Origin of the sequence: Alcaligenes ammonioxydans (assembly GCF_019343455.1) — a bacterium.
Classification (GTDB): Bacteria; Pseudomonadota; Gammaproteobacteria; order Burkholderiales; family Burkholderiaceae_B; genus Alcaligenes; species Alcaligenes ammonioxydans.
On the sequence record NZ_CP049362.1, the window covers coordinates 2,908,187 to 2,926,299 of the forward strand.

Annotated in this window: 19 protein-coding genes and 1 other RNA gene; 9 read left to right on the forward strand and 11 right to left on the reverse strand. The window is 56.7% G+C overall.

What is annotated here, in order from left to right; all coding sequences use genetic code 11:
- The first annotated feature begins 213 nt into the window (after nt 1-213).
- Nucleotides 214-1,194, forward strand: a complete 981-nt coding sequence (locus FE795_RS13360) for a hypothetical protein (RefSeq protein WP_059318323.1) — start codon at nt 214-216, stop codon at nt 1,192-1,194.
- Here FE795_RS13360 and msrA read toward each other — a convergent pair.
- Nucleotides 1,191-1,721, reverse strand: a complete 531-nt coding sequence (gene msrA / locus FE795_RS13365; RefSeq protein ID WP_059318322.1) for a peptide-methionine (S)-S-oxide reductase MsrA — start codon at nt 1,719-1,721, stop codon at nt 1,191-1,193. The two genes, FE795_RS13360 and msrA, sit on opposite strands and share 4 nt — an antisense overlap.
- Nucleotides 1,718-2,086, reverse strand: coding sequence for a c-type cytochrome (locus FE795_RS13370; protein WP_230406194.1), 369 nt, complete (start codon nt 2,084-2,086; stop codon nt 1,718-1,720). Before FE795_RS13370 ends, msrA begins: the two co-directional genes overlap by 4 nt.
- A gap of 84 nt (nt 2,087-2,170) precedes the next feature.
- Here FE795_RS13370 and lgt point away from each other — a divergent pair, with 84 nt between their 5' ends.
- The gene (lgt, locus tag FE795_RS13375) at nt 2,171-2,959 is read left to right on the forward strand and encodes a prolipoprotein diacylglyceryl transferase (protein WP_039944118.1); all 789 of its coding nucleotides are present in this window, start codon (nt 2,171-2,173) and stop codon (nt 2,957-2,959) included.
- Nucleotides 2,960-3,026: 67 nt separating this feature from the next.
- Here the strand turns inward: lgt and ssrS are convergent.
- The 3 genes from ssrS to FE795_RS13390 all read right to left on the reverse strand — a co-directional run bounded on the left by ssrS (nt 3,027) and on the right by FE795_RS13390 (nt 3,983).
- Nucleotides 3,027-3,210: non-coding RNA, 6S RNA (gene ssrS / locus FE795_RS13380), on the reverse strand.
- Between the two features lie 53 nt (nt 3,211-3,263).
- Nucleotides 3,264-3,575 carry a cell division protein ZapA gene (locus FE795_RS13385; protein WP_059318320.1) on the reverse strand — a complete coding sequence of 104 codons (312 nt, stop codon included), beginning with the start codon at nt 3,573-3,575 and terminating at the stop codon, nt 3,264-3,266.
- A 3-nt stretch (nt 3,576-3,578) separates the two neighbouring features.
- Nucleotides 3,579-3,983 (reverse strand): hypothetical protein, encoded by a 405-nt coding sequence (locus FE795_RS13390; protein ID WP_003805579.1) that lies wholly within the window; start codon nt 3,981-3,983, stop codon nt 3,579-3,581.
- 342 nt (nt 3,984-4,325) lie between these two features.
- Between FE795_RS13390 and FE795_RS13395 the strand changes: the two genes are divergently transcribed.
- A complete protein-coding gene (locus FE795_RS13395) occupies nt 4,326-4,784 on the forward strand; it encodes a tripartite tricarboxylate transporter TctB family protein (protein ID WP_003805581.1) in 459 nt (152 codons plus the stop codon).
- Nucleotides 4,785-4,800: 16 nt separating this feature from the next.
- Nucleotides 4,801-6,306, forward strand: coding sequence for a tripartite tricarboxylate transporter permease (locus FE795_RS13400; RefSeq protein WP_219235055.1), 1,506 nt, complete (start codon nt 4,801-4,803; stop codon nt 6,304-6,306).
- A 553-nt stretch (nt 6,307-6,859) separates the two neighbouring features.
- On the opposite strand, the gene FE795_RS13405 is transcribed toward FE795_RS13400, so the two are convergent.
- The 3 genes from FE795_RS13405 to FE795_RS13415 all read right to left on the reverse strand — a co-directional run bounded on the left by FE795_RS13405 (nt 6,860) and on the right by FE795_RS13415 (nt 10,767).
- Nucleotides 6,860-8,545, reverse strand: a complete 1,686-nt coding sequence (locus FE795_RS13405) for an ABC transporter permease (protein WP_039944120.1) — start codon at nt 8,543-8,545, stop codon at nt 6,860-6,862.
- Nucleotides 8,546-8,557: 12 nt separating this feature from the next.
- A complete protein-coding gene (locus tag FE795_RS13410) occupies nt 8,558-9,643 on the reverse strand; it encodes an ABC transporter ATP-binding protein (RefSeq protein WP_003805585.1) in 1,086 nt (361 codons plus the stop codon).
- A gap of 86 nt (nt 9,644-9,729) precedes the next feature.
- Entirely contained in the window at nt 9,730-10,767 is a 1,038-nt protein-coding gene (locus FE795_RS13415) for an ABC transporter substrate-binding protein (RefSeq protein WP_003805586.1), read from the reverse strand.
- Between the two features lie 200 nt (nt 10,768-10,967).
- On the opposite strand from FE795_RS13415, the gene FE795_RS13420 reads away from it, so the two are divergent.
- Entirely contained in the window at nt 10,968-11,915 is a 948-nt protein-coding gene (locus tag FE795_RS13420) for an NAD(P)-dependent oxidoreductase (protein WP_407927704.1), read from the forward strand.
- 18 nt (nt 11,916-11,933) lie between these two features.
- Here the strand turns inward: FE795_RS13420 and FE795_RS13425 are convergent, their stop codons facing one another.
- The 3 genes from FE795_RS13425 to FE795_RS13435 are packed head-to-tail and all read right to left on the reverse strand — an operon-like array spanning nt 11,934 to nt 14,690.
- Nucleotides 11,934-13,460 (reverse strand): sensor histidine kinase, encoded by a 1,527-nt coding sequence (locus tag FE795_RS13425; protein WP_059318318.1) that lies wholly within the window; start codon nt 13,458-13,460, stop codon nt 11,934-11,936.
- Nucleotides 13,457-14,143 (reverse strand): response regulator, encoded by a 687-nt coding sequence (locus tag FE795_RS13430; RefSeq protein WP_003805589.1) that lies wholly within the window; start codon nt 14,141-14,143, stop codon nt 13,457-13,459. Before FE795_RS13430 ends, FE795_RS13425 begins: the two co-directional genes overlap by 4 nt.
- Nucleotides 14,124-14,690, reverse strand: coding sequence for an RNA pyrophosphohydrolase (locus tag FE795_RS13435; protein WP_003805590.1), 567 nt, complete (start codon nt 14,688-14,690; stop codon nt 14,124-14,126). The genes FE795_RS13430 and FE795_RS13435 overlap by 20 nt, the downstream gene beginning before the upstream one ends.
- A gap of 64 nt (nt 14,691-14,754) precedes the next feature.
- On the opposite strand from FE795_RS13435, the gene FE795_RS13440 reads away from it, so the two are divergent.
- The 4 genes from FE795_RS13440 to tolR all read left to right on the forward strand — a co-directional run bounded on the left by FE795_RS13440 (nt 14,755) and on the right by tolR (nt 18,105).
- Nucleotides 14,755-16,491 carry a proline--tRNA ligase gene (locus FE795_RS13440; protein WP_059318317.1) on the forward strand — a complete coding sequence of 579 codons (1,737 nt, stop codon included), beginning with the start codon at nt 14,755-14,757 and terminating at the stop codon, nt 16,489-16,491.
- 65 nt (nt 16,492-16,556) lie between these two features.
- Nucleotides 16,557-16,982, forward strand: coding sequence for a tol-pal system-associated acyl-CoA thioesterase (ybgC, locus tag FE795_RS13445; protein ID WP_003805592.1), 426 nt, complete (start codon nt 16,557-16,559; stop codon nt 16,980-16,982).
- 2 nt (nt 16,983-16,984) lie between these two features.
- Nucleotides 16,985-17,659, forward strand: a complete 675-nt coding sequence (gene tolQ, locus FE795_RS13450; protein ID WP_003805594.1) for a protein TolQ — start codon at nt 16,985-16,987, stop codon at nt 17,657-17,659.
- On the forward strand, nt 17,659-18,105 hold the full coding sequence (tolR, locus tag FE795_RS13455) for a protein TolR (RefSeq protein WP_003805597.1): 447 nt from the start codon (nt 17,659-17,661) through the stop codon (nt 18,103-18,105). The genes tolQ and tolR overlap by 1 nt, the downstream gene beginning before the upstream one ends.
- Nucleotides 18,106-18,113 lie beyond the last annotated feature (8 nt).

Here is an 18,113-nt window from a genome sequence, read left to right on the forward strand (position 1 = left end):
ATGAAAAGCAGACAGCCGTAATGCAGGCTGCCACAGCTTTCACCCTTGGGGGCTTTTTATTGTCCACATGACGTTGCGCTTTCCCCATGACGGCATGTAAATAAACAGATCTGCTGCCAGGTGCCATAGTTAAGCAGGCGACACAGCGCGACAGGGCAACCCCGTTGACGTGCTAGCATCAGGCTCGTTCCCGCCCTGACGATGTATCTACTCATGCTGAACTTCCTTCGCACTACCTTTAGCCGCAGCTTGCGCATGTTCTATACCGTCGCCCGAATCATGCTGCCCATCATGATTGTCGTGCGCGTCGCGGCGCAATGGGGCTTGATTGAGCAAGCCGGAAAGCTGATCGGCCCGATCATGGGGCTGGCTGGACTGCCTGCCGAGGCCGGTGTTGTCTGGGCCACGACGGCATTGGCCGGCATTTACGCTGGAATAGGCTCCATGGCCGCCTTGGGCGACAGCTTGAGTCTGAACGCCGCCCAGATCAGCGTCCTGGGCACCATGATGCTGTTTGCGCACAATATGCCCATGGAACAGGCCATTGTGCGCCGCGCCGGGGCCAGCTTCTGGTTCACCGCCGGGCTGCGCATTGCCTGCGCCTTGCTCTATGGCTGTGTCCTGTCCTGGGGCCTGAGCAACGCCGGACTCTTGCAGGAGCCTGTTTCCCTGGCCTGGCTTTATGGCCAATCCAATGCCACACAGGGTGGCTGGCAAGGCTGGATGGACTGGCTGCAAGGAACGGCCAGCTCTCTATTCATGACTTGGCTGATTATTCTCGGCTTGCTTTTGGTACTGTCGATTCTGGAGAAAATCGGCTTTACCCGCTTGCTGACCCGGCTCCTGCTTCCCTTATTACGCTTTTCCGGACTGGAGGAACGCGTCGCTCCCACGACAACGATCGGGGTCTTGCTGGGCCTGAGTTATGGCGGCGCCTTGATTATCGACGAGTCCCGCCAACAGAACTATAGCCCGCGCACCCGTTTGCTCGCGCTCTCGTGGCTATCACTTAGCCACTCCCTGATTGAAGACACCATTCTCATTCTAGCTTTGGGTGCCAATATCTGGATTGCGCTGGTCGGCCGGCTTGTCCTGACTTTGTTGATCATCGGCCTGATGGCACGCCTGACCTTGCCAGGCAGCGCCCTGTACAGGCGCTACCTGGCTCCGACCAGTTCTTGCCCGGATGCTTAACTTTTGACCAGCAGGTCTTGAAAGCGCTGATAAAACTTTTTGAGCTTGGGCGCAATCACCATCTGGCAATAAGCCTGCTCGGGGTTGCGCGCAAAATAGTCGTGATGATAGGCCTCGGCTTCCCAGAACGTGGAGCTGTCCAGAACATGCGTCACGATGGGTGCATCAAACTGGGACTTGATTTCCTCAATGACCTCAAAGGCCTGGCGACGCTGCTCGTCGTTCTGGCAAAAAATGGCAGAGGCATACTGCGGCCCTTGGTCTGCTCCCTGACGATCGGGGGTGGTTGGGTCGTGAGTCAGGAAAAACACTTCCAGCAAGTCCCGGTAGGAAATGACAGAAGGGTCGAACTCAACTTTAACCACTTCAATATGGCCGGTTTGTTTGCCACACACCTGTTCATAGGTGGGATGCTCTACGTGGCCGCCACAGTACCCCGGCACCACAGAATGCACACCCTGCAAGGCTTTAAAGACTCCTTCCGTGCACCAAAAACATCCACCGCCCAATATGGCTGTTTCCTTCATGAACTCTCCTTTGACGTCGTATTGGCTAGACTCAGCAGCCAGACTGCAATAGCTTGCGCTTGGTCGGCGCTGATGCGATTTTGAGCAGGCATGGGAATCGCTCCCCAGTTACCCCGGCTGCCCTGTTGAATCTGTCGCTGCAAATAAGCCAGGGTTTCTTGCCCTGGCCCTGGCGCATAACGTTGGGCAATCTCCCGAAAAGGAGGGCCAACCCGTTTACGATCCATCTGATGACAGGACAAGCACTGCGCCTGCACGAGATCCATCAGCGCTACCGTATCAGCCTTTGCGGGCGGATTAAAGATCAGCAATCCACAAAAAACTACTAATGGTAAACGGCTGGTCCAAGAGGCTGAATGCAGCATGATCCTTCCCTTACAATTTACCCAGCTCATGCCTGAGCTCGCAGTCACGCTATTATCTGATATTCATCTCTGTAATGGGCACGCATGTTAATTCACCCGCAGTTCGATCCCGTCGCCATACAACTTGGCCCCCTTGCCATTCATTGGTATGGCTTGATGTATCTAGTCGGCTTTGGCCTGGTGTGGCTGGCCGGTACGGCGCGCATTCGTGCGGGCTACGCTTTGCTCACCCGAAAAGATCTGGAAGACCTGATTTTTTACTGCGTTCTAGGGGTGGTGCTGGGCGGTCGGCTGGGCTATACGCTGTTTTATCAACCAGCCTATTACCTGTCACACCCTCTTGAAATTTTGTATGTCTGGCAAGGCGGCATGTCCTTTCATGGCGGTCTGATCGGGGTGCTGGTCACGATCGCGCTATTTGCCCGCAATCGTCACCGACGTTTTCTGGAAGTCAGCGACTTTCTGGCCCCTTTGATTCCGCTGGGACTGGCGGTTGGACGTTTGGGCAACTTTATCAACGGGGAGTTGTGGGGTCGCCCCAGCGACGCGCCCTGGGCCATGATCTTTCCCCAAGTGGACACCATCCCGCGCCATCCTTCACAGCTCTATGAAATGGCCCTGGAAGGCATCGCCCTATTTATCCTGCTGTGGTGGTTCACACGCCGCCCACGTGCGGTAGGCCAGACCAGCGCTCTATTTCTGATCGGCTACGGTTTCTTTCGCTTCATGGTGGAATACACCCGCGAGCCTGATGGCTATCTGGGTCTGCTCAGTGCGGGTCTGTCGATGGGGCAATGGTTATCCCTGCCGATGATTGTGGCCGGACTAGCCTTGTACGCCTACGCCAGCAAACGGGGTGCCCAGCAGGGGTAAACCGTAACTAGCCAGGCAGATCCGAGACAAGAAAAAGCCCGTCCAGAATCTGGACGGGCTTTTTTGTAGGTGCCCCACCATTGCCGTCAAGACCGGCATCCTGGAACCGAGGGTCCAAGATCGGCTGTCATCAAGCCAGCTTCGGGTTCGTCGACGAGGACGATCGCTCCTACTGGCTAATCCAACAACCTGTATGCCAAAAGCATTGGTTCAAGGAATGTATGGTCGTGTCACGAACACGGCAGGGACTTACTGGGATGAAACGGCCCGCAAGGGACAACAAGGGACCGTATTCAAATCTGGTTCAACGCGATGTGCCCGAAGGCTCGATAACATCATCAATCATCGCGTGCATATCTTCAATTTTACGCTTGAAATCGCCAAAAGCAACATTAGCCAGCGGACCATCAGGTGCTTTAGCCGATAAAAATTCGCTGGCGATCTGAATAGCGGCCATAACAGCAATACGCTCGCTACCTGAAACACGCCCCGATGCCTTGATGGCCTGCATGCGCTGATCTACCAGTTTAACCGCATCGAGCAAACGGGCTTTTTCAGAGGGTGGGCAGGCCAAAGAGTAATCGCGGCCCAACAGGGAAATATCGACTCGTTCCATGACTTACTCCTGTACGGCCCCGGGTAAACGCATCAGGATCGAACCAATCTGGTCACGGGCCTGTCCTGCTACATCACGCAGCACTCCCATTCCCGCCCGAGCACTGTCCAGCTCGCGACGCAGGGCGAGCACCTGAGCCTGTTCCTGCTCCAGCAATCTTTTCAATTCTGCCTGTTCGGCTTGCGCCTGTTGCTGCACCACATCCAATTGACGTTGATGCGAGGCAACACCGGTGGACAGGGACTCAAACTCGTCTTGCTGACGCCGATTTTGCTGGCGCAGGGCGTCCAGCTCGGCATCCTGAGTTTTCAGACGAGCCAATAATTGAGCGCGTTCAGCGTGTAGCTGACGAGATTGCTCTACCAGTTGACCAATACGGTCAGCGAGAAAGTCGAGATCTTGCAACATGGGCCTTATCGTAAACCATTGCTAGCGTTACTGGGTAGAGGAATTTCATACTAATGATAACCTTTCACCCATCTTTCCATTACCTTTCAAACTTCTTTCAAAGCATGCCAACCCTCTCCCAACACGGTCCCAAAAAACCCTAATTTTCCGGAATTACCGGGAAAACCCTTAAAAACTAGGGTCAAGTCAGGGTTTTCAGTCTGCAAGTGCTCCATTACCATGCGTCACCCCTGTTCAATGCAGTCGGCACCGGCAGGGTTGTGGAGCAGAACTCCATCATAAAGAAGCTGACACAGGAAAAAGGAAAACTTATGCGCAAGGCAGACAAGGAGAATCCACCTTATGCAAATCAAAAATAAACAGGACTTCTGGTCCGGGGTCATGTTCGTGGTCGTGGGCGCCGCTTTCGCGCTGGGGGCCACCAGCTACTCGATGGGAACAGCCGCCCGTATGGGACCCGGCTACTTCCCCTTCTGGCTTGGTGTGTGCCTGAGCTTGTTAGGGGCGGTTGTCACCTTGAACTCCATGTCTCCCAAAGCGGAAAACACGGAGGTAGAGAAGTTTAACTGGAAAGTGGTCGTCGTTATCATCGGCGCCGTTGTCCTGTGCGGACTGACTCTGAACACCTTGGGGGTCTACGCCTCGATTTTCCTGCTTGTTCTGATCAGCAGCTTTGCCAGCCATGAGTTCAGCTGGCCTGTGGCGCTGGGCGCAGCCGTGTTTCTGGTGCTATTTGTCTGGCTGGCATTCATTAAGGGCCTGGGATTGGTATTTCCCTTGTGGCCGAGTTTTCTGGCCTGATTGGGGGTGAACGGAAATGGAATTATTTGACAACCTGATGCTCGGTTTTTCGGTCGCGGTGACGCCCGAAAACCTGGCCTACGCCTTGCTCGGCTGCGTGCTACGCACCCTGATTGGTGTCTTGCCTGGCATCGGCCCTGTGCCAACGATTGCCATGCTGCTGCCCATCACTTATGTCCTGCCGCCCGTGGCTGGCCTGATCATGTTGGCCGGTATTTATTACGGGGCACAATATGGCGGGTCCACCACGGCCATTCTGGTTGCGCTGCCAGGAGAGACATCCGCCGTGGTCACCGTACTGGATGGCCACCAGATGGCACGTAATGGCCGGGCCGGCGCGGCCTTGGCGATTGCGGCCCTGGGCTCGTTCTTTGCCGGTTGCGTGGCGACGGTGCTGCTGGCCGCTTTTGCTCCTCCCCTGGCCGAAGTGGCTTTCAAGTTCGGACCGGCAGAGTATTTCTCATTAATGGTCCTCGGCCTGGTAGGAGCGGTCGTGCTGGCCTCCGGCTCCCTGCCCAAAGCTATCTGCATGATCCTGCTGGGCCTGCTGCTGGGCATGGTTGGTACCGATGTGAACTCCGGTGTAGCTCGTTACGACTTTGGTATTCCTGAGTTGCAAGACGGTATCGACTTTGCCGTGGTGGCCATGGGTGTGTTTGGTTTCTCAGAAATCATGAACAACCTGGAGCTGGGCGACCAACGTGTCGAAATCACGGGCAAGGTAGGCAGCCTGTACCCCAATAAACAAGAGTTCAAAGAGTGCTGGCCTGCCGTGATTCGCGGGACTGCGATGGGCTCGTGTCTGGGCATCTTGCCCGGTGGCGGTGCGGTTCTGTCCTCCTTTGCGTCCTACACGCTGGAGAAGAAAATCTCCAAAAATCCGGAGCGCTTTGGCAAGGGTCACCCTGCCGGTCTGGCCGGTCCCGAGTCGGCCAACAACGCCGCTGCTCAAACCTCCTTCATCCCACTGCTCACACTGGGTATTCCCGGTAACGCCGTGACGGCTCTGATGATCGGCGCAATGACCATTCACAACATTCAGCCTGGTCCACAAGTGATGTCCAATCACCCTGAGCTGTTCTGGGGCCTGATCGCTTCCATGTGGATTGGCAACCTGATGCTGGTCATTCTGAACCTGCCTCTGGTTGGTCTGTGGGTGAAACTGCTCAAAGTGCCCTACCGTCTGTTGTTCCCTGCCATTCTGGTATTTTGTACGGTGGGAGTGTATTCGCTGAACTACAACGTGTTCGACATCCTGGTCACCGCCGCCTTCGGCTTCGTGGGCTATGTCTGGTCCAAGCTGCGCTGCGAGGGAGCCCCGTTGCTGCTGGGTCTGGTGCTGGGACCGATGATGGAGGAAAATTTCCGTCGCGCCCTGCTGCTGTCGCGCGGTGATTACACCACCTTCGTGACGCGTCCCCTGTCCCTGTCCCTGCTGGTTCTGGCGATCTTCCTGGTTATTGTGGTTGCCCTGCCATCCGTGAAGAAAAAACGCGAAGAAACCTTCGTGGAAGAAGACTAAACAACAGGCAATACCCGCTCTGTGTGAACACGTTTCCGTGCTCACACAGGGCAAGAAAAAAACCAAGGCCCGATTCCCTCTCTCCACGGAATCAGGCCTTTTTTCTTGCCCGTCAGCTTTTCTCCAAGGCGCCCAACAAGAGGGAAAAATATCTGGACCAGAGTGAGCCCGCCCTCTCGCCAAGGAGCAAGGCAGGCGAGCTGTCATGCCGCCGTCTCTCTTGCCGCAGCTTGTCATCCGTGCCTGGGGCCGGAGAAGTAGCAAGGCTCGCGCCGAGCGCTCTGCCCGGCACTTGAACAATCCAACCCCCTTCAATTCGCTGCCAGACGAGCAACACCGCCTGCACGCGTGCACCGCCTAAGCGCCCCCCCTACGCGCACCGCGCAACAACATACCGAGGGCAGACCGGAATCATCCAGAGACGCCAGACAACACCCCTCTCACAACAAGCATAGCGCCACAGAAAGACAAAAAAAGACTGCCTGGCTCCAAACAACAATGGCCTGAGTCCCTCTCGAAACCCAGGCCATTAGATAAACCACCCGCGTAAGGCTTACATGGTGCCTTGACGGCGCTTGTAGAAATTACCGATGTACATGGCCAACAGCACCAGCACGGTGGAGATCAAAATCATGATGATCCCCAACGCCGAGAGCTTGCCCCACAAACCGTCCTCGGCATAGCTCAGCACTTGCACAGCCAGTACTTCCGTGCCCGGGCGGGACAGCACCACCGATACCGTCAACTCACGGATAAACATGGTTGCCATCAAGATCCAGGCAGAGACCACACCGGGAATCAGCAAAGGAATGATGATTCGACGCATGGTGGTCCAGGAGCTGGCTCCGGCCACGGCTGAAGACTCTTCCAGGTGCGCATGCACCTGTACAAAGGCGGCTGATAAAGGCCGGATACCGTAAGGCAGATAAGCGGCGATATATGCCAGCAGCAAGGCGGTCAGCGTGGCGTACAAGGGCGTCTGCACAAAGAACCACATAAAGCCAATACCGATCACAATCCCCGGAAAAGAAAACGACAGGAAGCTCAGGGTATCCAGCAGTGCTGCGGCTCGGGTTCGCAACTTGACCACCACGTAGGCCACAAAAAGCGACAGCAGCACACCCAGACTGGCGCCGACCACCGCCAGGAACAGACTGTTTTTCATCGCCACCTTGGAGATCGGGTCCTGAATGACATCAATCCAGTTCGCCCAGCTCATCAGGGAGAAGGCTCGCGCACTCGGCACCATGGAGTAAGGAATCATGGAGGTATAGAGCAGAACCGTCACTGGCAAAACCACCATCAGCAGGCTGATAATGCCCACAATGATGAACAGGGGGATTTTGGCGCGACGCAGCTCCAGCTGAGTCGGCTTGAAACCGCGACTGGAAATGGTCACATACTTGCTGCTTTCTGCCGTCATGTAGCGGTACAGCGCAATCAGGGCAATCGAGGCCGACAGCACGCTCATGCCCAAGGCGGCCGCCTTGCCGTAATCCGGCGCGAAGCCCGTCGAGATCATCTCGAACAGATAGGTCGCCAGCACATCTACCCGACCTGGCGTACCCAGCACTCGGGGCACCGCATAAGAAGCCAGAGCGCGCACAATCGCCAAAATGAATGCAGCCATGATGGCTGGACGCAGAATCGGCAAGGTAATGCGCACCAGAGTACGCCACAGACCGCCCCCGAAGACGCGTGAGGATTCCTCCATGGACACGTCAAAAGAGGCCATGGCAGGGGCAATAATCAGATAGGCCACCGGCATGTTCAACAGGCCTTCGACCAGAATCATTCCCCACAACGAATAGATGTTCAGTGGCGCCTCCTGCAAGCCCAGTGTGTCTTGCAGGAACATATTGATCAAACCGTTGGACGGATTGAGCAACAGTGCCCAGCTTACCGAGAACAAGAGGTGCGGAATCATCATGGGCACGATGGACAGCACGGTGAACACCCCTTTCATGGGCATGTTGGTACGGGTGTTCAGATAAGCCAGAAAAACCGCCAACGCGGTAGAAAACAGCGAGGACCCCAGGACAAAGACCACCGTATTGAAGGTGACTTCCAGCAAGAAGGGATCGGTATAAGCGGCCACATACTTGGCCGTGGTGAAAGAACCAAAGGCGGTCAGCCCCTGAGAGAAACTGCCCAGCAGCAACATCAGAACCGGGCACAGCGTCAAAAAGCCGACAATGAGGATAAGCGACCAACTCAATGGTCTGCGCGTGTTATTCATGATGACCCGACCTTATGCCGACAACAGCATGCAGTGTTCAGGGCGCAGGTTAAAGCGCACGGTGTCGCCCTCCTTCACCTTGACATCCGGGTCGATGCATACCAGCAACTGTTCCTTGCCCACCCGAACCTCGGCCTCGTAGGACTCGCCAACAAACTCCAGCGCCTGAACCTGGCCATGGAACAAGTTTTGTCCCATCTCGCTGGACTGGCTGCTGACACGAATGAATTCAGGACGAATACACAGGGTGACGTCAGTGCCCACTGGCAAATCACGTTTCTTGCAATGCAGTTGCCCCAGCTCGCATCCCACGATAGTGGCATCAACGCGCTGCTCCAGCACCTTGGCACTGATCTGATTGGCTCGACCAATAAAGTCCGCCACAAACCGGTGGTCGGCATCGAAATAGATTTTTTCTGGCGTACCGATTTCCAGAATCTTGCCGCCACGCATCACCGCAATGGAGTTGGACAAGGCCAGGGCCTCTACACGGTCGTGCGTCACATACACAGCCGTAATGTCCAGACGGCTCAGGAACTCGCGCAGTTCCTTGCGCGTTTCTTCGCGCAGCTTGGCATCCAGGTTACTGAGCGGCTCGTCAAATAGAATGACTTTAGGCTCGGCCACCAGGGCTCGCGCCAGGGCCACGCGCTGTTGCTGCCCGCCCGACAGCCGCGTGGCGGAACGCTGGTCCACCCCTTCCAGCTGCACAAACTTCAGGATATTCGCCACTTTTTCCCGAATCACCTCTTTGCGTTCGCCACGCACTTGCAGCGGATAAGCAATATTGTCGAACACCGTCATGTGGGGCCAGATGGCATAAGTCTGGAACACCATGCCCAGACCGCGCTTTTCCACCGGTACAGCAATATTTTTGGCGCTGGACCAGACGATCTCGTCGCCAATGCGGATTTCACCCTCGTCGGGTGTTTCCAGGCCGACAATGCACCGCAGCAGCGTGGTTTTACCGCAGCCGCTCGGTCCTAACAGTGTGAAAAACTCATTAGCGGGAATCGTCAGGTTGATATTGTCCAAAGCTTTGAAGGTTTTGCCCTCTGAGACATAGGTCTTGCTCAGGCCGGTAATTTCAATTTGCATAATGAGTCAATGTTTTCTATAAAAATGAGGCGAGGCGCCGAGGCGCCCCGTTTTTTCTGATGAATCAGTCGTTCTCGTGCTGTCGATTAGCGAACGGCAAAGATGCGGCTGAATTCGCGGCCCCAACGGACCAGTTCTTCGTCACTCAGGTCGCGAATCGGCTCGACCTTGGCTTTATCAATACCCGCTACCGGCGGATGCACCCCAGGAGCCAGCACGTACTCACCGACCTTGTTGGCCAAAATACCCATGGCTTCATTGCCCAGCCAGAAATCCAGGAAAACGCGGGCGGCATCAGGATGCGGTGCGTTCTTGGTCAAGGCGATAGCACGGGGCGAACCCAACAGAGGTTGACCCGACATGGGGCCCCAGGCCAAGGGCGCAGGTGATTTGGTCACGATGTACTTGGGCATGGAAATGGCGACCAACTTCTCACCACTTTCAATCGGCGCAGGCGTAGGCCCAAATGAGGCCACGAACATGGGCTTGTTGGCCGCCAGGCCTTTGAGAAAGTCCAGCCATTGCTCTTCGCTGCTAAACACCTTTTCTTTCAAGCCAATCAGCCAGCCGATCGTGGAGGGGTGATTGGAGGGGTTAGCCATCACAATCTTGTCTTTCCATTTGGGATCGGCCAGATCTTCGTAGCGCTGCGGAGCGTCCTCGGCTTTGAGGTGGTCCGTATTATAGATATAAGACACATATTCGATGCCAAACTGGATAATCGAATCGTCTTGTATTGCCCATTCGGGATAGCCTTGTACGGCTTCGGACTGATGCGGGATCAGCACGCCCTGCTCTTTGAGCAGTTGCAGCATGGGCAGGGGAGCCTGGACCACGTCGGCCATCAGCTTGCCAGCGTTGAACTCGGTCAGGATCGTGGGAATGAATTTGGAACTGGCAATACGGGTGTACTTGCCTTCAATGCCCTGCGACTGCTGCAGCGCCTTCATGATGGGCTCTACCGCCGTGATATTGGCGTAAAAAACAGCTTCGCCCTGGGCCTTCGCTTTTTCCAGTACGGCGGCGTCTGCCGCCCACGCCGCCCATGGCAAAGAGGTACCCATAGACGCCAGTCCAGTAGCACCAGCCAGCTTCAAGAAACGACGACGATCGAAAGTGGTCATAAGGTTCACATTCCGGTTAATTAGCTAGGAAATAATGTGGGCCCATCATAATTCAGAAAGGCCAATCCCATTTATTACAGATCTATGACTGGTTTAGAACATGAGGGGGCTGACGGCGTCAAGCGCCAAACGCGTTGCCGGGTATTTGCCGGTACAACGATCTGGTCCGAAAAGCTGCGTTAAGCTCTCCGTCTGACAGAATGATTCTTAAGGAGATCGACACGGTGAGTTACGCCATTGAAGCTAAACACTATGACAGCGTCACCCCGCAAAAAGTGGCTTTCATCGGTCTGGGTGTCATGGGTTACCCGATGGCGGGACATCTGGCCCAAGCGGGACATCAGGTGACGGTGTACAACCGCAATCAGGCCAGGGCGCAACAGTGGAGCACGCAGTTCCAGCAAGAATGGGCCTGTACCCCTGCACAGGCAGCAGCTCAAGCGCAGGTGGTGATGGCCTGCGTGGGCAACGATGATGACTTGCGCGCTGTCTTTCTGGGCCCCGATGGTGCGCTGGCCGGCATGAAAGCAGGCAGTCTGTTCATAGACCACACGACGGCCTCCGCCCAGGTGGCCCGGGAACTCAGCGCGATAGCCGCCGACCAGCATGTCTCGTTTATCGATGCCCCCATTTCGGGCGGGCAGGCGGGCGCTCAAAAAGGCATGCTCAGTATCATGTGTGGTGGGCAGGAAAAGGATATGGAGCGAGCCCGCCCCTTGATGATGAGCTACGCCCAGGCCTGCACCCTGATGGGGCCTACAGGCTCGGGACAGTTGTGCAAGATGGTGAACCAGATTGCGGTGGTCGGCCTGCTGCAAGGACTGGCCGAAGCCATGGCGTTTGGTGAACAGGCCGGGCTGGATATGGAACGGGCGCTGTCCGTCCTGAGCAAGGGCGCCGCCGGGAGCTGGCAAATGGACACCAAGGGACCAACCATGCTGGCCCGAGACTTTCAACCCGGCTTTACCGTGAACTGGATGTTGAAGGACCTGGACCTGGTTGCGCAGGAGGCGCTGCGCAATGGTGCCCAGTTGCCTGCTACCCGATTGATTCAGGAGCAGTTTGCCAAGATTGCAGCACAAGGCCATCAGAATCTGGACATTTCGGCCCTGTTCACTTTGCTGGCCCACTCTCGTGATGCGGGGTAATCCTGCGCTTTGGGGAAATCAGGTGCTTGATCCTGGCACAGGGGAGTTCGGTGGCAGCAAAGGCAGGCGAAGTGTTGCCTTCAACCCATAGCCGCCCATATCGTTGGGCTCGCCATCGGTCAGCACGATCGTACCGCCATTGCGCTCGGCATAGGCAAGCGCAATGGCCAGCCCCAGGCCGGAACCTGAGCCGCGCCCACCCTTGCGTGCCGGGCCGCCCCGATCAAAGCGAACAAACACGCTTTCACGCAGGCTGGCGGCCAAGCCCATGCCATTGTCAGTCACACTGATCCACGCCAGTTTGTCGTCATGTCCGGCTGATACGGTAATGGCGCTGCCACTGCCGGCATGATTGATGGCGTTATGAATCAGATTGGAGACGGATTCATGAATCTCGGCATCGCTGGCATAGACCCACAACGGCGCCTGTTCGCCTTCCTCACCCGGCCCGATCCACCCCAGATCCTGACGGTGCTCGCGCGCCAGAGGCAGATATTGCAGCACCACTTCACGCCCCAGGCTGGCCAGATCAACCGGCCCCTGGCTCATGCTGGTCGTGTGGCTGGCATGAGCCAGAGCCAATAATTGCTCGGTAAGACGAGTGGCCTGCCCCAGCTGTTTGATAATCGCCCCCAAGGACTCACGCACTCGTTCAATGTCCGGTTCACGGCGGGCATACTGCGCCTGAGTATGAATAATCGCCAGGGGAGTGCGTAACTGGTGTGAGGCGTCCGCCAGAAACTGGGCCTGCCTATCCAGCACGGAACGGTACAACTCGATATGGTGATTGACCGAGCGGACCAAAGGAACAACCTCTCGCGGCACGTCTCGCTCATCCAGAGGCTGCAAATCGTCCACACTGCGATTGCGCACCTCCTGACGCAGAGCCTGTAAGGGGCGCAGGGCCCAAGCTACCGCGAACCACACCAGCAGCACGGCAAACAGCAACATGCGCAGATTGCGGAAAATGCCCTCTCGCCAGGCCTCCTGCTGGGTACGCAAACGCAAATCCATGCTCTCGCCCACCATCACCAGCACTTGCCGGTGTTGGCCCTTATAGTGCAAGTCGCGCCACAAGGCCACCATACGCACGGTGTCATTACGAAAGTAGGAATCGTAGAAAACAGGCACACCTTCGTGATCGGCCAGATACGATGGCCGGGGCAAGCCCTCCATCCCCAGCAAGGTACGCCCTTTTAACTGCGTGGCATCCGCGCCACCCAGATTACGCACCAGGGGAATCACTTCCTCCACCCGAAAGTATTTGCGATTGCCCGGCCGGGACTCCAGCATGACCTGGGCATAAAAAGGCGGGTCAATGCGCAAACTGCCATCTGCATTAAATTCCACGCTGGTCTCAAGGACCTTGGCCGGCTCCAGCAAGGCGCTGTCGTAGACATTTTCCGTGACGGCGTTCATGGCCCGATAATCTTCCCAGCTGTCGTACAACAACAGGGCCACCACCCCTGGTATGAGCAATACCAGCAGCCAAAAGCGCAAACTGCCTTGCCAGACAGTGGCGGGGGGCGAGGAAGGGGCCGTCATGAAACGCCGGATTCCGCCTCGAGTACTTCCAGCATATAGCCCAGGCCGCGCACGGTGACAATATGCACATCGCTATTGGCCAGCTTCTTGCGCAAGCGGTGCAGCACAACTTCGATGGCGTCCGGACTGGCGTCGCTGTCATGCTCGAACACCCGGGCGAACAGCTGAGATTTCTCAACCGGCATGCCCGAGCGGCTGATCAGCACCAGCAAGGCCGCGTGTTCACGCGGCGTCAAATGCACAATGGCGTTGTCCAGCAGGAAGGCCCGACTTTCCGGGTTGTATTCCAGCGAACCGCAACTGAGCACCGGAGCCACGCGCCCCCGGCTGCGTCGCACCAAAGCGGCCAGCCGGGCTTCAAGCTCTTCCAGGGCAAAGGGCTTGGTAAGAAAATCGTCTGCGCCCAGATTCAGGCCGCGGACACGGTCCTGCAAGGCGCCCTGAGCGGTCAGGATCAACACAGGCGTGTGATCGCCGCGCTCGCGCATCTCGCGCAAGAGCACCAAGCCATGTTTATCAGGCAGGCGCAAGTCCATGACCACGGCATCGTAGTCATGGGCGGCCAACAGTACTTCTGCCGAGCGGGCATCGTGAGCGGGATCGGGCAAAAAACCACTTTGCGCTAAGGCCCGCTCCAGCCATGCGGCCATTTCCCGCTCATCTTCAACCAATAATATGCGCATGATCCCTGCTATCTACGGTATCGGCATCCACTGCGCTTTGTGGGCGCTGACGTAAATAACGATTCTCCTGACGCCGACGGAACAAAATATCCGACAGCTCGTTCAGCGCTTGCTGATAGACTTCCCGCTTGAACTCAATGACTGAATCAAGTGGCACCCAATACTGACTCCAACGCCATGCATCAAACTCCGGCGTCGAAGAGGAACGCAGGCAGACATCACTGTCTCGCCCGACCAGCCGCAACAAGAACCAGATTTGTTTCTGGCCCTTGTAGTGGCCACGCGCCTCCCGACGTACAAAATGATTGGGCACGTTGTAGCGAAGCCAATCTCGCGTCCGGCCTAATATACGGATATGCTCAGGCAGCAAGCCCACTTCTTCGTGCAGTTCGCGGTACATCGCCTGTACGGGTGTTTCACCGTATTTGATACCGCCTTGCGGGAACTGCCAGGCATGTTCCCGAATACGCTTGCCCCAAAAAACCTCGTTCTTGCGATTAACGAGGATAATTCCGACATTAGGACGGTAGCCTTCACGATCTAACATAGGCCACCTCTAACGAATTCAATACAATTAGATCTGATTATACGTACCTGACGAGTTCCCTACCATGCATGCTAGCCAGTATCACATTAATACCCTGAAAGAAGCGCCTACCGAGGCCGAAGTTGCCAGCCACCAGCTCATGACGCGCGCCGGCATGATCCGCAAAGCGGCCGGCGGCATCTACACCTATATGCCCATGGGCCTGCGCGTCTTGCGCAAGATTGAAAACATCATCCGTCAGGAAATGGACCGCTCCGGCGCCATTGAGCTGCTGATGCCTGTGGTCCAGCCTGCCGAGCTCTGGGTAGAGTCGGGCCGATGGGAGAAATATGGTGACGAACTGCTGCGCATCAAGGATCGTCATCAGCGCGATTTCGTGCTGCAGCCCACCTCCGAAGAAGTCATCACCGACATTGCGCGCAACGAGATTCACAGCTGGCGCCAGTTGCCCGTCAATTTCTACCACATTCAAACCAAGTTCCGTGACGAGCGTCGTCCCCGCTTTGGCTTGATGCGCGGCCGCGAATTCACCATGAAGGACGCCTACTCCTTTGACCGCAACGCCGAGGACGCGCAGGCAAGCTACGACAATATGTACGCAACCTACATGCGCATTTTCGGTCGTCTGGGCCTGAATTTCCGTGCTGTGGCCGCTGACACGGGCTCCATTGGCGGCTCGCGCAGCCATGAATTCCAGGTTATTGCTGACACGGGCGAGGACTTGCTGGTCTACAACCCCGACACGGACTACGCTGCCAATATCGAACTGGCCCCTGCTCCTTGCCTGCTGGCCGAACGCGCCGCACCTGGACAGGCGCTGGTCAAGACAGCCACCCCCGACGCGCCCAAATGCGAGCTGGTTGCCCAGCAACTGGGGCTGGATCTGACCGCCACCGTCAAGTCCGTGGTGCTGGCCACAGAGGTCGAAGAGGACGGACAGACCAAAACAACAGTCCACCTGCTGCTGGTTCGCGGCGACCATGAAGTCAACGATATCAAGGTCTCCAAGCTGGCTGGCTTTGAAAAAGGTCACCGTCTGGCAACGGAAGAGGAAATTGTGTCCACTTTTGGCTGCAAGCCTGGCTATCTGGGCCCCATCGGCACGCGCCAGCCTGTGCAAGTGATCGCCGACCTGACCGTCGCCAACATGAGCGACTTTGTGTGTGGCGCTAACGAAGAAGGCTTTCACTACACGGGTGTGAACTGGGGACGCGATCTGCCCGAACCCATCACGGCGGACCTGCGCAACGTGGTGCACGGCGACCCTGCCCCCGAAGGCGGCAAGCTGGCCATCCAGCGCGGTATTGAAGTGGGCCACGTTTTCTTCCTGGGTGATGTGTACTCCAAGAAGCTGAACGCCACCTTTTTGGAAACGGATGGTAAACCGGCTGTCATGCAAATGGGCTGTTATGGCATTGGCGTCAGCCGCATTGCCGCCGCTGCCATCGAGCAAAACCATGATGAACGCGGCATGATCTGGCCTCGCGCCCTGGCCCCCTTTGAAGTGGTGATCTGCCCGATTGGCTTTACCAAGAGCGATGCCGTGCGCCAGACCGCTACCGACCTGTACAAGCAGCTCAGGGAACAGGGCGTGGATGTCATTCTGGACGACCGCGATGCCCGCCCCGGCATCATGTTTGCCGACTGGGAGCTGATTGGCGTGCCCTTGCGCATTACCATCGGCGAGCGGGGCCTGAAAGAAGGCGTGGTTGAAATGCAGGCACGCCGTGACGCCAGCAGCACCCACGTCCCGGTCGAGCAGATTGCTCAGGTCAGCGTGGAGCGTCTGGCAACACTGTAAGGACTTCCAGCAGGGCAGGCACGCAGCCTGCCCTGCCCGTCAACATAAATTCTTTTACGAACGACATGCTTAATGACAAGTGGGACACCCAGGCTCGGCTTGATATTCGCGTATATTACGAGGACACCGATGCCGGCGGGATTGTGTATTACGCCAATTACCTGAAGTTCTTCGAGCGTGCGCGCACGGAGTGGCTCAGAAACCTGGGAGTAAACCAATCGGATGTGGCCGAGCAGAATCAACGCCTGTTCGTAGTCAAGAAGGTTGAAATACAATATCTCAAACCTGCCCGGCTCGATGATTTGATCTCGGTGCGCAGCCGCATTACCCAGCTGGGTTCGGCTACCATCCATTTCGAACAAGGTGCCCTGCGAGGTGGGGAACTGTTATGCCAAAGCACCATCCAAATTGTTTGCGTTGACGCCAACACGCTTCGTCCAAGCAAGCTGGACTCTGATTTACGTACCCTCTTGGAAAAGGTTCAGGACTGACCATGCAAGCTACTAGCGACCTGTCGCTGATTTCGCTACTTCTCGATGCCAGTATTCCCGTTCAGCTTGTCATGCTGATCCTGCTGGGAATTTCGATTCTCTCGTGGGCCTATATTTTCAGCAAAAGGGCTGCACTTAAACGCACGCTGGAACAGACCCGCCGTTTCGAGGACGACTTCTGGGCCGGTGGCGATCTGGCCGTGCTTCAGCAATCCATTTCCTCGCGACGTGCCGAACATGGCGCCCTGGCTCGTATTTTTGAAGCCGGCATGACCGAATTCATCAAGGCGCGTCGCAGCCACAGCTCAGGCCCGGCGCTGCTGGACGGACCACGTCGTGCCATGCGCGCCAGCTACCAGCGCGAAATGGATACGCTGGAGACACACCTTAACTTTCTGGCCTCTGCCGGCTCGGTCAGCCCCTACATTGGCTTGCTGGGCACCGTCTGGGGGATCATGCACGCTTTTATCGGTCTGTCGGGCATGCAGCAGGCCACGCTGGCCTCGGTGGCACCCGGTATTGCCGAAGCGCTGATCGCCACAGCGATTGGCCTGTTTGCTGCCATCCCTGCCGTGGTGGCCTACAACCGCTTTACCAATGAGCTCGATCGTATCTCGATCCGCTTTGACAGCTTTATCGACGAATTCCTGAACATCTTGCAGCGGCAGGTGAACTGATGCCATCGATGCGTGGAAGCACCGGCCGTCATGGCCGTCGCATGAAAAACGAAATCAACGTCGTCCCTTATATCGACGTGATGCTGGTGCTGCTGGTGATCTTCATGGTTACCGCTCCCATGATTACCCCCGGCCTGGTAGAGCTACCCTCGGTTGGCCAAGCCTCCGAAGTGCCTGCCAAACCCGTGGAGATTCAGGTTGATAAGGACGGCAAGCTGGCCATACGCTTGCGCGATGCGGGCTCCGAGTTCATGAACATCGAAAAGTCCACATTGCTCAGTGAAGTGCGCTCGCGCATGCAAGCCGACAGCCCGGTTGTCATTGCCGCCGACGGCAAGGTTCCCTACGAGACCGTCATGGGCTTGATGGATGAACTGCGCTCCAATGGCATCAACCGCCTTGGTCTGATCGTCGATCGCAACAGCGATCCTGACGCTCGCAAATAATCTCTGGC